The 14,047-nt window shown below is 70.6% G+C and carries 12 protein-coding genes and 1 pseudogene; 5 read left to right on the top strand and 8 right to left on the bottom strand.

The genetic code is table 11. The features are described from left to right. Nucleotides 1-42 precede the first annotated feature (42 nt). Entirely contained in the window at nucleotides 43-2,286 is a 2,244-nt protein-coding gene (gene tap, locus IE212_RS23925; protein ID WP_190199977.1) for a telomere-associated protein Tap, read from the top strand. Nucleotides 2,287-2,295: 9 nt separating this feature from the next. Further along, on the top strand, nucleotides 2,296-2,853 hold the full coding sequence (gene tpg / locus IE212_RS23920) for a telomere-protecting terminal protein Tpg (protein WP_190199976.1): 558 nt from the start codon (nucleotides 2,296-2,298) through the stop codon (nucleotides 2,851-2,853). A gap of 66 nt (nucleotides 2,854-2,919) precedes the next feature. On the opposite strand, the gene IE212_RS23915 is transcribed toward tpg, so the two are convergent. Continuing rightward, nucleotides 2,920-3,492: a dihydrofolate reductase family protein gene (locus IE212_RS23915; protein WP_190199975.1), complete on the bottom strand. Its 573-nt coding sequence runs from the start codon at nucleotides 3,490-3,492 to the stop codon at nucleotides 2,920-2,922. 117 nt (nucleotides 3,493-3,609) lie between these two features. Beyond that, complete coding sequence (locus tag IE212_RS23910; protein ID WP_190199974.1) at nucleotides 3,610-3,789, bottom strand: hypothetical protein; 180 nt, start codon at nucleotides 3,787-3,789, stop codon at nucleotides 3,610-3,612. Nucleotides 3,790-3,968: 179 nt separating this feature from the next. On the opposite strand from IE212_RS23910, the gene IE212_RS23905 reads away from it, so the two are divergent. Then, a complete protein-coding gene (locus IE212_RS23905) occupies nucleotides 3,969-4,661 on the top strand; it encodes an HAD family hydrolase (RefSeq protein WP_190199973.1) in 693 nt (230 codons plus the stop codon). Nucleotides 4,662-4,891: 230 nt separating this feature from the next. On the opposite strand, the gene IE212_RS23900 is transcribed toward IE212_RS23905, so the two are convergent. The 4 genes and pseudogenes from IE212_RS23900 to IE212_RS23885 form a co-directional block, all read right to left on the bottom strand. Continuing rightward, nucleotides 4,892-5,062 (bottom strand): DUF5670 family protein, encoded by a 171-nt coding sequence (locus tag IE212_RS23900; RefSeq protein ID WP_190199972.1) that lies wholly within the window; start codon nucleotides 5,060-5,062, stop codon nucleotides 4,892-4,894. 195 nt (nucleotides 5,063-5,257) lie between these two features. Continuing rightward, on the bottom strand, nucleotides 5,258-5,833 hold the full coding sequence (locus IE212_RS23895) for a DUF6328 family protein (RefSeq protein ID WP_190199971.1): 576 nt from the start codon (nucleotides 5,831-5,833) through the stop codon (nucleotides 5,258-5,260). A 131-nt stretch (nucleotides 5,834-5,964) separates the two neighbouring features. Next, nucleotides 5,965-6,240: pseudogene (locus tag IE212_RS23890) on the bottom strand (hypothetical protein); the annotation flags it as partial. 454 nt (nucleotides 6,241-6,694) lie between these two features. Next, nucleotides 6,695-6,841 carry a hypothetical protein gene (locus IE212_RS23885; RefSeq protein ID WP_190199970.1) on the bottom strand — a complete coding sequence of 49 codons (147 nt, stop codon included), beginning with the start codon at nucleotides 6,839-6,841 and terminating at the stop codon, nucleotides 6,695-6,697. A gap of 161 nt (nucleotides 6,842-7,002) precedes the next feature. Between IE212_RS23885 and IE212_RS23880 the strand changes: the two genes are divergently transcribed. Together IE212_RS23880 and IE212_RS23875 are read left to right on the top strand one after the other, a co-directional pair. Then, nucleotides 7,003-8,757 (top strand): lysyl oxidase family protein, encoded by a 1,755-nt coding sequence (locus tag IE212_RS23880; RefSeq protein WP_190199969.1) that lies wholly within the window; start codon nucleotides 7,003-7,005, stop codon nucleotides 8,755-8,757. A gap of 177 nt (nucleotides 8,758-8,934) precedes the next feature. Further along, complete coding sequence (locus IE212_RS23875) at nucleotides 8,935-10,074, top strand: methyltransferase (RefSeq protein ID WP_190199968.1); 1,140 nt, start codon at nucleotides 8,935-8,937, stop codon at nucleotides 10,072-10,074. A 72-nt stretch (nucleotides 10,075-10,146) separates the two neighbouring features. On the opposite strand, the gene IE212_RS23870 is transcribed toward IE212_RS23875, so the two are convergent. Together IE212_RS23870 and IE212_RS23865 are read right to left on the bottom strand one after the other, a co-directional pair. Further along, complete coding sequence (locus IE212_RS23870; RefSeq protein ID WP_190199967.1) at nucleotides 10,147-12,939, bottom strand: alpha/beta hydrolase; 2,793 nt, start codon at nucleotides 12,937-12,939, stop codon at nucleotides 10,147-10,149. A gap of 276 nt (nucleotides 12,940-13,215) precedes the next feature. Then, nucleotides 13,216-14,031 (bottom strand): LamG domain-containing protein, encoded by an 816-nt coding sequence (locus IE212_RS23865; protein ID WP_190199966.1) that lies wholly within the window; start codon nucleotides 14,029-14,031, stop codon nucleotides 13,216-13,218. Between the last annotated feature and the right edge of the window lie 16 nt (nucleotides 14,032-14,047).

Genomic DNA, 14,047 nt, shown 5'->3' with positions numbered 1-14,047 from the left:
GTGTACGGTTCTTGCGGCTAGGGTGCGGTCAGGAGGTGTCCCATGTCCGAACTGTTCGACGCCGTCGACGCACTCGTCGCGTCCCGCGCCCCGCTGCCGCCGGCGGAGGAGCGCAAGCGGCTGCGCCAGGCCCACGGGCTGACGCTGGACGAGGTGGCCGGCGCGCTGAAGGTGCGTCGGGCGACGGTGTCCGGCTGGGAGTCGGTCAAGAAGCCGGTCGAGCCGCGCGGACCGGAGCGGGAGGCCTACGCACGGCTGCTGAACAAGCTCGCGGAGCTGTACCCCGTGCCCGTCACCGCCCCCGCCGCGGCACCCTCCACGCTCACCAGCCCGCCCGGCCCGGCCGAGCAGCCCCGGTCCGCGGGCCCGGCCCCGGACGCCGCGGTCACGACGGAGCACGAGAAGACCAAGACCGCCCCCGCCCCCGCTGCTCCCGCCACCCCCGTCGAACAGGCCACGCCGCGCCCGGCGCCCACCGCCAAGAGCCCGGCCACGCCGCACCGGCCGGGCACGCGGAAGGCGCCCCCGGCCGGCGCCCCCGCGGGCGACACCGACCAGCGCTTCGAGAACGGCCCACTCGCGGTCGTCGACGTCGACGCGGACGGCCGGGTCCTCGCATACTGCACCGGCGGCCTGATCCTGGACGTGCCCGCCAAGAGCATCCCGGCCCTGGTCGAGTGGACACTGACGGAGGCGAAGCTCGGCCAGCCGAAGCTGTGCGGCCCGGGCAAGGACGCCGACCCGCTGCTCGTGCTCACCGAGGCCGCACTCGAGCGCTACGGCCTGCCGGTCGCCCTCACCGACGAGGAGCGGCTCGCCGGGCGGATCCCGGAGGACCACAAGGTCATCAAGCAACTCGCGCGCGCCGACTGGAAGCTGACGAAGCGCGGATTCGGTCCGTGGGCACGGATCTACCGCCCAGCGCAGGGCTCGGACCGCAACTGCGTGCAGTTGTGCATCCCGTCCTGGCACGCCCTCGACTCCCGCCACTGGGGCCAGGCCGCTCAGCTACCGCCCGCGGAGCTCGCCCGGATCCTGGGCGTCTACGCGTCCCGGGTGATGACGCCGCGCGGCTCCACCGCCGTCACGGGCCTGGAGCTGATGACCGCTCTGCACCCGCCGACCCGCGCCTCCGAACCCGACCGGACGGGGAAGCGGCACTCCGAGCACAACCCCGGCTCGCTGGGCAAGGACCCGGTGGACTGCGCTCCGTGCGAGGCCCCCGACGGGCACCCGCTCCTGGCGGACCTGCCGCGCTTCCATGTCCGCGGCCCCGGCGAGAAACTGTTCGAGGAGGCGTACGACTGGGCCCGACCGCTCACCGACGCCGAATGCATGTGCCGCAACCTGGTCGGCATCGACGTCAACATGGCCTTCGCCGCCGGAGCCAACGGCCTGATCGTGGGCCTCGGCGAGCCGACGCACGTCAAGGCGCCGCCGTTCGACCCGAAGCTGCCCGGCTCCTGGCTGGTGGACCTGTCCCACGTCGACCTGTCCCGAGTGAGGATCGGCAAGGACAAGTGGGCGGATCTGGACGCGAGTCTGCTGCCCAGCCCCTTCACACCGAAGGGCGAGCGGCCGGAGGCACCGGCCTGGTACGCCACGCCCACGGTGGCCTACGCGGTCGAGATGGGCTACGAGGTGCGCCCGATCGAGGCATACGTGCGCCACGACAACGGCCGCTACCTGGACGGCTGGTACAACCGGCTGCGCGACGCCTACCTCGCCACGATGGCCGACCTCGGTGTGCACGCCGACATGGAGCCGGCCGACTTCCTCGCGGCCATGGACGGCTACCAGGAGCGTGATCCGCAGCTGACCGTCGTCGTCTCGGCGATCAAGGCCACGGTCAAGGGCGGCCTGGGCAAGCTGCGCGAGCGTCCGCGAGGCGAAGGCTGGCGGCCGGGACGGCCGTGGCGGGCGCTGTCCCGCCCGACCTGGCGGCCGGACATCCGCGCGGCGGTCATCTCCCGCACCCGCGTCAACCTCCACCGCAAGATCGTCAAGCATGCTGCGTTCACCGGGCAGTACCCGGTGGCGATCCTCTCCGACTGCGTCGTGTACGCCGCCGACGGCACCTCACCGCTGGACTTCCTTCCGTACCGGGACGGCAAGCCGCTGCCCGGCGGCTTCAAACTTGGCGTCAACCCGGGCCTGGTCAAGCACGAGGGCACCCAGAGCGTCCTGTGGGGCGAAGAGATCCGCGAGCGGTTCAACGCCCCGGAGCTCAACCTCGCCCGCTACATCAAGGACGGCACCGTCACCGACATCGACAACGGCGAGTAGGAGAAGGCGATGAGCCTGTTCGGGGACGGCCTGGACGCCGCGGTGCAGAAGTCCTTCACCCGCCCGGCGCCCAAGAGCGCGCCCGCACAGATGCGGTACCTCGTCAAGCAGCTCAAGGGCACCAAGCCGGTCGCCCAGATGCTGCGGATCTCCCAGCGCACCGTCGAGCGGTATGTGAAGGGCCAGATCAAGAAGCCGCGACCGGATCTCGCCGCGCGCCTGGAACGCGAGGTGAAGAAGCGGTGGCAGCCGCAGATCCGGGCCCGGGCGCGGCAGCGGGCGGCGACCACCGGCGGCATCGTCATCGACACCCGCGCCCGGATCGGCTACACCGCGCCGGTGGGCACGACCGACGACGCCCGGCTGCGGCACCTGACCGTGGCCTTGCCGCCGCAGTACGCCGCCCGTCTCTTCGACGCCCAGCAGGCCGGCGCCGCCGACCAGCAACTTCGGGACATCGCCGCCGAAGCGCTCAAGGAGGTGTACTTCCAGGACAGCGGCCGCCGCGCCGGCTCACTGGAGGAGGTTCGCTTCACCGACATCGAACACGTGGAGTTCGACCTGTAGGGTCCGAACAGCCGCGTGCCGCGCAACCACCGAGGCGCGACGGCGGAGCGAGCCCGGGAGCCCCCGTCAGCGCACGACGTCGAACACGTTCTTCTGCAGGCCGTTGGCATAGACCTCGTGCTCGACCAGCTTCAGCTTCTGGGTGTCCTTGTCCGTGGTGCTGAAGAGCCTCTTGCCCGCTCCGAGCAGGAGCGGGAAGACGAGCAGGTGGTAGCGGTCGATGAGGTCGGCGTCCGCGAGGGCCTGGTTCAGGGAGGCGCTGCCATGGACGATGATCGGGCCGCCTTCGGTTCTCTTCAGCGCGGCCACCTCGTCGAGTGAGCGCAGGATCGTCGTCTCGCCCCAGTTCGACACCAGGTCTTCCTCGCCGAGGGTGGTGGAGACGACGTACTTCGGCATCACCTTGTAGTCGGCGAAGTCCTCCATGTCGGGCCACACCGGGCTGAACGCCTGGTAGCTGTTCCGGCCCATCAGCATCGCGGTGGCTTCCTGCTGCTCCCGGGCCTTGATGTCGAAGGCCTCGGGGAGGAACTCGGTGTGCTTGAAGGTCCACCCGGAGTTCCGGTAACCGGGCTCGCCGCCCGGGGCCTCCACGACGCCGTCGAGCGATATGAAGGCAGTGCTGATCAGGGTGCGCATCTTGGTTCCTCGGTGTCTCGTGTCCGGGTTCTCGGCAAACTCGGTCGGCGCAGGTTCCCACCGCCACGCGGTCGCAGCGCACCAACCATGATCTCTGACTGTCGCCCACGCAGAAACTCATCGGTCATCGACGCCATCGTCGGTCGGTGCGGCCTGGTCGGCGGCCACCGGGAGCAGGAGCCCGAGCAACTCGTTCCGGCGGGTGATCGTGGTGGCGAGCGTATCGCGGCAATCCTGCCCGATTCCGGGCAGGAGCCTGGCTATCTCGTCGGCTGCCGACTTAGAGTGATCGCTCATGATCACCTTGGAACTCCTCACCGTCCACGGCTACTTCGACCGCGTCACCGGCACCGCCACAGCAGCCTTCGACGTCCGGCCCGCGTTCGGCCGGTGAGTCAAGCGATCGACGCGACCGTGGTCCACCGGCCGTCGTCGCACGGTCAACCGCGCATCACCTGAAGCGAAAGGACATCCGCATGCGCTCACTCCCCACCGGCACCGAGGCCGTGGTCTTCGACTGCGACGGTTTGCTGGTCGACACCGAAGCGTGCTGGACCGTCGCGGAGACGGCGATCTTCGCGGCGCACGGCCATCCCTTCGGTCCCGAACAGAAAGCCCTGGTGATCGGCCGGAGCGTGGATGCCGCGGGAGAGGCCATGGCCCGATACCTCGGGAGACCCGGCGCCGGGGCCGAACTCGCCGCCGATCTGCTCGCAAGGGTCCGCAAGGAGCTTGCCCGAGGTGCCGCAGCGCTCCCCGGGGCGGCAGAGCTGGTGCGTGCCTGCCGGGCGGCCGTCCCCATCGCCGTAGCCAGCAACAGCCCCCGGGAGCTGCTGGACGCGGCGCTGTGGTCGGCAGGCCTCGCCGACTGCTTCACCCACTCGTTCGCCGCCGACGAGGTTCGTGCGCCCAAACCCGCACCAGAGCTCTACCTCACGGCCTGCGAAACACTCGGTGTGGCCCCGAGGCGTTCCGTCGCCTTCGAGGACTCGGCCACGGGGATCGCCTCGGCCCGTGCCGCCGGGCTGTACGTCGCGGTCGTACCGTCCCTTGCCCCGGGAACCGGCCTCGACCACGACTGGCTCGGCGCAAGCCTGGCCGATCCCGGATTGCAGCGCTGGGCGAGGGAGCTGAGGCGTGAGCCGAGCCGCGGGAGCGCGCCCCGATGACCAGCGGTGGCCGCCTCGACGAACCGATCCGTGAAGGATGGTGCCGTTCCGGCTGGGGCCCGATGGTTGGAGGCACAGGTTCCGCTGCTTCACCGGGCCCCAGTCGTGAGGCCGGGTGCCCGGGAAGGTGGTGCCTACACCGTTCGTCGGAGGAGATGTCCTGAGGCAGGACATGCCTGTGGGCCCCGGTGTCACCGGAGCCCACAGGCCGACTCTGTTCTTGTGCTGGGTTACCAGCGATACCAGCGGCTCTTGCGGCCGCCTGTGTCCGCACTGCGCATCACGAAGCCCAGCAGCCAGACGACGAGCACGATGACGGCGATCCACCACAGGGCCTTCAGCGCGAATCCCGCGCCGAAGAGGATCAGAGCCAGAAGCAGAACGAGAAGCAGGGGAACCATAGTTATCGACCTCCGTCGCTCCGTGTGCCCGGCGATTCGAAGAACATACGGCCGATCTCCCTGGTTTCTTCACTGTTCTTGCGGGAACTGAACCCAGTTTCATCACGTCCGTCCGCGCGTCCGACGCATGACCCGGTGACCGGGGCTGGGGTCGAGCGGAACGCCCCCGTCCACCCGCCCCAGGTCGCGAAGCGGCTACGCGTCGGGTGTGCGGGAGCGCCGATCGGCGCGGCGTCGCAGGTACAGCGGCAGCACGTACCAGCAGAGGCCGAACCACAGCATGACCCCGCCGACGAGCACCTCCGCGAGCACGCCGGGAACGACGAAACGGAGAATCAGCAGCAGTGTGCAGCCGATGGTCAGGGCGAGCAGGACCATGCCGCACATCATCAAGCGGCCGGCGGCCTTCACCAGATCGTCCTTCATCCGCTGACCGGACAGGAAGCGGTGGATGGAGACGGGTGCGATGAGCGATCCGGTAGCCGCCGCGCCGAGCACCACGGTGGCGACGTAGATGGCGCGGTCCAGCGTCTGCAGTTCCCTGAACAGGGGGGTGAAGGCCACGCTGAGCAGAAAACCGAAGAGGATCTGCACGCCGGTCTGGGTGACCCGAGTCTCCTGAAGTATCTCGTTCCAGCGGCGGTTGACCCGTTCATGCGCTGCTTCGGGTGCTTCGGCCCCGGGCTTCGTGCTCGTGCTTCCGCTGTGGTGCCGCGCACAGCAAGCGGTGCTCTTGTCCTCCGGCTCGACGGGCTGCTGCGTCATGGTCATGGCATCCTCCCCAATTCAGAGAGTCCGCTTGCCCCGCCGTGGTGCCTTCCATGCAGGTGAAGAGGGAGGAGCGGCATCCGGCCCGGCGCCGGACGCCAGGGCGGACTTCAAGGGGGTGGAGTCAGGCAGTCGACGGTCTCCAGGACGAAGGGGACGTGGGCGGAGTCTTCGGTGACGCGGGTGCGGTGGGCGTCACGGTGGTTCCAGTGCCGGGTGAGCACATCGGTGGTGTCGGTGTAGACGATCTTGGCGAACCCGACACCATCGAGAACCCCCGGCCGGGAGGCGCCGACGGCCGGGTTGATGCGGGGCAGCGTGCCCTTCTTGGCCATGCGGCGGCCGAGGGCGTCGACGCTGGGCCGGATGCGGCGCGGGTCGGTGCCGAAGGCGCGGTAGGCGGCAGGCCAGGGCCGCGATGCGCGGACGTGACCGGGCAGGAGGCGATGCCCCAGGACCTGCTCGATCACCTGACGGCGGCCGTGCACACAGGGCAGGCCGGGCATGGCGGCGGAGTGCCGGGGTAGACGGACGGTGCCGACCGGGGAAGGGCCGTCCACGCCTGGGGAGGTCGAAGCGCCCCTTCCCCGGTCTCAGCGAAGCTGTGGAGGTGTTTTCCCCACTCCCGGCACCGTGGACATCACCCGGGACGCCCGCCGTCACGTCGCCTCCGGGTGCGGGCCCAGTGCCTCGGCGACCGCCATGCCCGGCGGGAACCCGCCGTCGCCTGCGGAGTGTCGGAACCCCGCCGGGTGCTGACAGCGGAGAAGGCCTGGCGTTCGTCCCGTTGGTCACGGTCACCGTGACGCAACAAGGCTGATGGCCCATCAGGCATCCCCGGACGCGCGCTCGTATTCGCTGGTGTCAGCCGATGCGGCGCGAGCGGGCCGGAGCCAGCCGGCCGACGACCACACCGGCCAGGGCCAGCGGTGCGGCGCCGAATGCGCCGGAGCGGCAGGTGAGGTGAGCCGGCAACGGCCGGATCTCGTCACCACGACGGCATTCAGCCAAACACCCGCTCTTTTTCCGTCTCTCGGACAACCGGGGACCCGGCCCGTTCCTCTCACACTGCGGGCGAAGCAAACGCCCCTCACGTGACGGCCCTGGCCCGGACTTCCGCGACGCGCCGTGCCGCCTGCTTCCTTCTCACAGCACCGGAGAACGAGGGAACCATGACCAGAAAGCGCACCGCTCGGCTGCGCCGTACGCTGCTCGCCGGAACCACGGCCATCGCCGTGACGGCCGTGACGGCCGGCATCGTGGCCGCAGCGCAGAAACCGGCGAAGGCCGCGAAGGGCCCCGAGCTGAGCCTCATCGCGGCGACCACCTCGGTGAAGCTCACCTCCTACAAGGAGGAGCCGGGTGTGTACTTGGACCTCGGCACTTACCTCATCGCCGAGGGCAAGCCGCTCGAGCTCAAGGTGACCCGCAAGTCCTACAAGGACCCGGTCACTGTCACCCAGACCGTGTACGAGGGCGGCAAGGCCAAGGCGAAGAAGCTGCCGGCGGGCACCGTGAAGGACTTCTCCGGGCTTCCCGGCTTCGCGGAGGTCACCCTCACCGACAAAGCCGGCAAGAAGGTCCTCACCCGCTTCGAGGACTTCTGCCCGAACAACGCCAGCGGCCGAGTGCGGCCCGACGCGCCCTCCACCTCCAAGTATCCGGAGAGCTGCCCCACCAACCCCTTCACCCTCGGCTCCGTGTGGGGCGTCGAGAAGGGCTGGGCGGCCAACACGTACGCGGGCTCCTACACCGAGCCCGTCCAGGTGCCGGCCGGAACGTACACGGCCAAGGTCCGTGTCGCCAAGAAGTACCGCGACCTGTTCGGCATTGCCGACAGGGCGGCCACGGTCAAGGTGACCGTGGTGGAAGGCAGCTACGAGGACGAGGAGGGCGCCACCGAGGCGGCGCCCCGGTCCGCGAAGGCAGGCGAGCACGCCGGGCACGCTGCCGGTCACCAGGCGCCGGCCGCGCACGCCGGTCACGGGCCGGGGCACGCCCCGTCCCCCGCCGAGGCAGCCGCGCCGGTGACGAGCGGTGCGGGTCCCTCGTACAACGTGGGCCACGGTCCGCTGAGGGCCGCGCCGCCGGCTCTGCCCTGGGCGCTGAAGAAGCAGAAGGCCGCGCTGTCTCCGCAGGCCGGGGACGGCGGCGGCCAGACCGACGGATCACGTCAGGCGCCCGCCCTGAAACCGCTGTCGAAGCGGCCCGCCGGCAAGCCCTCCGTCCCGGACGTCCCCAAGCCGGACCTGCGCTCGCTGCCTGCCTACGGCATCACCATCAGCGACGGCGAGAAGGACATCCCGGGCAAGGACTACCTGACGTTCAGCGCCAACGTCTGGAACGCCGGCCCGGCACAGCTAGTGGTGGACGGATTCCGCTCGCCCGGCAAGGCCAAGATGGACGCCTTCCAGTACTTCTACGACGCCAAGGGCAAGCAGGTCGGCTACACCCCGACCGGCACCATGGAGTGGGACCCGCGCCCGGGGCACGTGCACTGGCACTTCACCGACTTTGCCAGCTACCGGCTGCTGAAGGCGGACAAGAAGGAGGCCGTGCGCAGCGGCAAGGAGGCCTTCTGCCTGGCCAACACCGACGCCGTCGACTACACGGTGAAGAACGCCAACTGGCACCCGTACAACACGGACCTGGCCACCGCCTGCGGTGAGGAGAACTCGATCTCCGTCCGCGAGGTGCTGGACGTCGGCTCCGGCGACACTTACACCCAGGACCTGCCCGGCCAGTCCTTCGACATCACCGATGTGCCCAACGGCACCTACTACATCCAGGTGCTGGCCAACCCGGAAAAGCGGCTGAAGGAAACCAACCTCGACAACAACAGCGCCCTGCGGAAGATCGTGCTCGGCGGCAAGCCGGACAAGCGGACGGTCACCGTACCGGCGCACGACCTGGTGAACGCCAACTGACCCCGCCCCCGCGGACATGGCCGTGTCCCCGCCCGAAACCAGGGCGGGGACACGGCCATCGGTCCGTTTCCGAGGGGTTTTCCGGGAGACGCCGGGAGGACGTCCGACACCGCGACGCGGGCCTGGTGACCGCCACGACCGGTCGAAGGCCGGCAGCGGCGCGGGGATGATGAAGGGGTGAACAGGCAAGAGATCATTCGCTGGCTGGAGAGTTCGGGAGAGGAGCGCCGCGCGCTGTGGCGGTCGGAGAGCGGCGCGCCGCCGCCGAAACGGATACTGGTGGCCGATGACCGGATGAACGCCGACGCTGCGTTCCGTCTGGCGTGCGAAGGAACCTCGCTGTTATGGAGCGGTGACTTCCACAACGCTCGTCAGTTACTGCGTGCGCTGGCACGCCGCGTCGACCGTAAACCGCCGAAGCCCGGGACGTCACCGGCGCAGAGCTTCCATCTGTACCGTCAGACGCGGTCGAGGCGAGCGCGGATTCTGGGCATGCTGATCCTGCCGGTCGAGGCGGGGCATGTCATTCCCCTGCGCCGGGCCCCGGATGTGCGGCTGGCCTGCGAGCAGGCGTATGGGCAGTGCCACGAACCCTACGCTGTGTCACTTCGTGAGCTTCAGGGGGTACTCGGAGCCGCCGAATGGCGCGAGAAGGGCGTCCACGTGCCGGCGCTCGGCGAGTCGATCACGCCGCACTACGGTGTGTTCTCCCCGGTGCGGGGCGAGTACGTCGACCTGGTGGCCGAGGCGCCGCTGCCGTCGCGGGGCACGGCCTTCGACATCGGCACCGGCACGGGGGTGCTGGCCGCCGTCCTGGCGCGGCGCGGCGTCCGGCGGGTGGTGGCTACGGACCTCGACGCTCGTGCGCTCGCCTGCGCGCGGGAGAACATCGACCGACTGGGCGTGTCCTCCACTGTGGACATCCGACAGGCCGACCTGTTCCCGGACGGCCGGGCATCGCTGATTGTCTGCAACCCGCCATGGCTCCCCGGCAGGGCCCGGACGCCGCTCGACCACGCGGTGTACGACCCGGGAAGCCGGATGCTCCGCGGATTCCTCGACGGGCTGTCCACCCATCTGGAACCCGGCGGTGAGGGATGGCTCGTCATCTCCGATCTCGCCGAGCGCCTGGGGTTGCGCTCCCGCACGGAACTGACCGAACTGTTCGCCCGGGCCGGCCTGACGGTGGTGGGGCGCCTTGACGCCAGGCCGCTGCATCCCCGGGCCCACGACCCCGCCGATCCCCTGCACTCCGCCCGGAGGGCGGAAGTGACCTCGCTGTGGCGGCTGGCGGCGAATCCGGATGCCGCCGGCTGACTTCGCTGGATGGGGCCCGTGCCCGCGGATGTCCGCGGGCACGGGCCCCACTTCGTCACGACTGCGACCGCGTCACGACGCGTCGCGCACCGTGCCGGTGAACTCCGGGCCCTCGGCCGGCTCCCCGTCGTCGTAGGTCTCCAGCCGCAACCGCAGTGCCTCCTTCCCCTCGCTCACCTGGTCGGTGACCGTGGGTACGGCCACGTCCACGGTCCGGCCGCCCGCCGGCAGCTGGAACCACAGACGAGGCTCGTCCGGCAGCCGGGACAGCGGACGTTCAGGGGTCGGCGAGGCGTCGAAGTGCTCGTCCAGCCAGGCCGCGGGAACGTCCTTGGTGGACAGTTCGGTGCCGCCCGAGACGGGCAGGATCAACAGGTCGCCGAAGAGAGGGACGTCGGCGGCCTTGGAGAGGCTGATCCGCCAGACCAGCGGCTTCCCCTCGGTGACCTGGTCGGCGACCGGAGTCATGGTCATCGTGGGCCTGGGGTCGTCGTTCTCCACGGTGAGTCCGCCCCGGTGGGAGCCGACCACCGCGCCGCGCACGGTCTTCACGGCCACGGGATGGTCGACGTCGTCGGCGTAGCGGGTGTTGCCCCTGACCGTCACGGGTACGTCGACGCGGGTGCCCGGCTGGACCGTCACGACGCGCACGGCCGGGTACTCGCTGCCCGGCTGGTCCACGAACAGCCGGACCTTGCCGCTGCCCGTGCCGGAGACCCGCACCGGCACCTGGTAGGTGCGCGTGCCCAAGTCGCCCTCCTTGACGGTCGTCCGGCCGATGTCCACGCGCGTCAGCTTGGCGGGCTCGACCGCGGGAGTGCCGTGCCGCCAGCCGTAGGCGTCCATCAGCCACGCCTTCCCGGACGCGGTGCGCGGCGTCAGTCGCAGGGTCTTGACATGGCCGAGATCGAGGCCCGCCCGGGTCGCGGCGGACAGCGGTACGCGGATTTCGCGCGCCCAGTAGGAGGAGGTCCGGCTGGTGCCCGGCAGGCCGTCGAGGCGGACCTGGCCGAGGGCCGCCCGCTTGCCGGAAGCGTCGGTCAGGCCGACGTCCAGCTTGGTCCCGGCACTGTTCGGCGGGACGATCACACGCAGCGCCAGTGCCTTCGCGCGGGACAGGGACACCGGGCGGGCGGGGCTGAGCTCGGTGGCGGTGCCGGATCGGCTCCACTTCATGGCCAGTGCGTGCCGGCCCGGCTCCTTACCGGTCTCCCACTGGGCGAAGTGGGGAGAGGAGGCCTCAAGGTTCGGGGGGAGGCAGGAGACGGAGGGGCGCGGATCCACCTGGGCGCACAGCCGGCCGCCGCCGCTGATCCTGGCGGAGGAGCCGGGCAGGAACGCCCCGGAGCGGGCGGCGCCGACGGCATGGGTCAGCACCCGGGCGGGGCCGGCGGATGCGGCGCGCACGGGGGTCCCGTCGAGCAGCGGGCGGACCCGGTCGTCACCGGTGACGAACAGCCGGGCCGCGGCGGCGATGTACGTCGAGCCGGCCTTCTGCTGCTGCTTGGCCGTCAGCCGGGTGCTGGTCCCAGGCGAGCACACCCGGTCGTGCTCGTCGCCGCCGTAGGAGAAGTCGTCCTCGGACGGTGCCGTGGCCTGGCCCGGGGTCCACTCGCTGTTGAAGAAGTTGTGGTTGGCGCCGGTCATGTAGACCGCGCTGTGCAGGGCCTTGCCGCGGCTGACCCCGCGGGTCCCGTCGACGAATATCTCGCCCTGAAGGTCGGAGACGTCTCCGTCGCAGCCCGGCAGGATCGTCATGGACGGCACATCGGGTACGGGGTTCTGCCCGAAGATGGTGGGGCCTATCAGGACGGTGCCGCGTATCGTCCAGCGGGTCCGGCCCGTGTAGCCGTCCTGTCCGGCGGGCGGCGGGGTCAGGCTGTCCAGTGCGGCCCGGTTGACGCCCTCGCCGCCGCGGGAGTGGCCCACCAGCAGGACATCGCCGAGATCGGCCCGGGGCGCCTGCCGCACGATCGCGGGGGCCGTCGACGGGTCGGCGACCCAGTCCGCCCAGCGCGCCAGGTGCAGCCGTACCAGCGAGGAACGGGCCTGTGCGCCGGCGTCCTCGGTTCCCCCGTCCTGGGCATTGATGCCGTTGGCCGAGATCGAAACGGTCACATATCCCTGCGAGGCCAGGAGTTTCTGGTCGTGCCGGTAACCGCGGTAGCTCGGCACCGGCTTCTGGCCGGCCGGGCACGGCCACGCCAGGTCCACGTCGTCGCCCTTGAAGCAGGTGATGTGGCGCCCGTGCAGGAACAGCGCCAGCGGGCGGCGGCCCGTGGCGCCCGCCGGCGCGACCACCGCCGCCTTCATCTCCACCTTGGCGTCGTAGCCGGGCAGGCGCACCGACGGCAGCGAGTACTCCCCGCTGACCGTGCGGAACGGGCCGGTGACACCGGGGTCGACCTCGTTCACGGGCGCCGCCTGGGACGGAGCCGACGGAACTGCCGGACTCTCGAGTCTGCGCCGCTCCTTGGCGGCCTTCTCTCCGGCCGCGTCCAGACGGCGACCCGCGGCCACGGCCCGCAGGTCCTCCGCCTTCCCGAGGCGTACCCCGGCGAGCGGAAGCCGGAAGGTGCGCCCGTCGGCGGCGGGCACCGGGGCGCCCAACCGGCGGTTCCCGCTGTGGAATTCGACCCGGGCGTCGCCCACCGGCACCTTCCGGGGCGAGCGCCACACCAGCTCTTTCGCCTGCCCGGAGCCGGTGATCGTCCAGCCCTCGGCCATTCCCGGAGACACCGGCGACACTGGAGCGGACGGCCGCCCGGGCTCCGGTTCCGGCGCCGCCTGCGCCATCCCCGGCGACCCCAGCGCCACCGCGAGGGCCGCTGTCGCGGCGGCCACCACGCGCGGGACACGGATCACTTCTTGGTCCTCCTCATGGTCTGCTTGCTCGGGCACCCATCGGTCTCGGGCTGCCCTGGCGCATCGGAAGACGCAAATCCCGGCGTGTGGTTGCTTCTTGGCTCAGCTTTCACGCGGCTTTCGGCCGTCGTCGGCGGCAAGCCAGACCAATGTGCGATGAAATGATCCGATCTCGGCCCGCCGTCCCCGATGCCGGTTCGCTGAACTGGGAAGCGGGCAAGGGGAAGTGGACGCCTGGCACCCTGGGCCCCAGGGCGACGGCACGGTGATGCCGACTCATGATGGCGCTGTGTCCGTCCCGGACGCCGCCCCCGGCTGGTGATCGTCCGCCGGGAAGGTCGATTCATGCCCGCCCGCGGCCGTCGTCGCAGGGGGACGGGTGGGCATCGCCACAGGTCGCCGTACCACCAGGCTGCTCACCTCGTACCACATCTCGGTCGTGTCCGGTTCAGGCGCCGGGTGATAACGCCCGGCGCAGACCGAGAGGTTGACGATGAGGAAGGCGTGCCAGGCGCGGCCCACGCCTCGTCCGTCCGTGAACACCCGTCTGCCGTTGAGCCACCAGTCGACCGAGCGGACGCCGAACACGGTGCGCAGGTCCACCCATGCGCCCGGACGTACCGCTTCGTCGTGGTGATAGCGGTTGGTGCCGCGCACGTGGTTGGTGAATTCGATGAGGTCGGGGTTGTCAGGGTGGTATTCGAAGACGTCGATCTCCTGGTCGCCGTCTCGCCAGGTCCAGATCGCGGGCCAGGCGCCGATTTCCGTCGGCAGCTGCACCCGCGCTTCCAGGACGTCCCCCGCGCGGACGGTGAATCCTTCCTGGCTTCCCTCGGTGGTGAGCAGGCCGGTGTTCCACCACCCGTCCACTCGTCGCCTGGCGCGGAAGACGCCTGAGCGGCTGTACTCGGCATCGGCCACCAAGTAGTCCAGCTTGTCGTTGCCCGGATTGACCGGGCCCCCGTCGGGATAGGCCCACGAATGGCCCGCCACCCATTGGGTGGGGGAGGCGAAGTCGGCTGTGAAGACGACCTGAGTGGAAAGCGGGCGGCCGGGGACCGGTACGGAGCCGGCCGGTGAGGGTTCGGTCATGCCGGATGTCTCACCG

It is taken from the genome of Streptomyces djakartensis (genome assembly GCF_014651075.1).
Taxonomy (GTDB): domain Bacteria; phylum Actinomycetota; class Actinomycetes; order Streptomycetales; family Streptomycetaceae; genus Streptomyces; species Streptomyces djakartensis.
The sequence above is the reverse complement of the archived record's forward strand: the minus strand, read 5'-3'. Positions and strand labels throughout refer to the sequence as shown.

Coding starts and splice junctions, on each gene's coding strand:
- tap (WP_190199977.1), top strand. CDS start 43: ATGTCCGAACTGTTCGACGCCGTCGACGCACTCGTCGCGTCCCGCGCC.
- tpg (WP_190199976.1), top strand. CDS start 2,296: ATGAGCCTGTTCGGGGACGGCCTGGACGCCGCGGTGCAGAAGTCCTTC.
- IE212_RS23915 (WP_190199975.1), bottom strand. CDS start 3,492: ATGCGCACCCTGATCAGCACTGCCTTCATATCGCTCGACGGCGTCGTG.
- IE212_RS23910 (WP_190199974.1), bottom strand. CDS start 3,789: ATGAGCGATCACTCTAAGTCGGCAGCCGACGAGATAGCCAGGCTCCTG.
- IE212_RS23905 (WP_190199973.1), top strand. CDS start 3,969: ATGCGCTCACTCCCCACCGGCACCGAGGCCGTGGTCTTCGACTGCGAC.
- IE212_RS23900 (WP_190199972.1), bottom strand. CDS start 5,062: ATGGTTCCCCTGCTTCTCGTTCTGCTTCTGGCTCTGATCCTCTTCGGC.
- IE212_RS23895 (WP_190199971.1), bottom strand. CDS start 5,833: ATGACCATGACGCAGCAGCCCGTCGAGCCGGAGGACAAGAGCACCGCT.
- IE212_RS23880 (WP_190199969.1), top strand. CDS start 7,003: ATGACCAGAAAGCGCACCGCTCGGCTGCGCCGTACGCTGCTCGCCGGA.
- IE212_RS23865 (WP_190199966.1), bottom strand. CDS start 14,031: ATGACCGAACCCTCACCGGCCGGCTCCGTACCGGTCCCCGGCCGCCCG.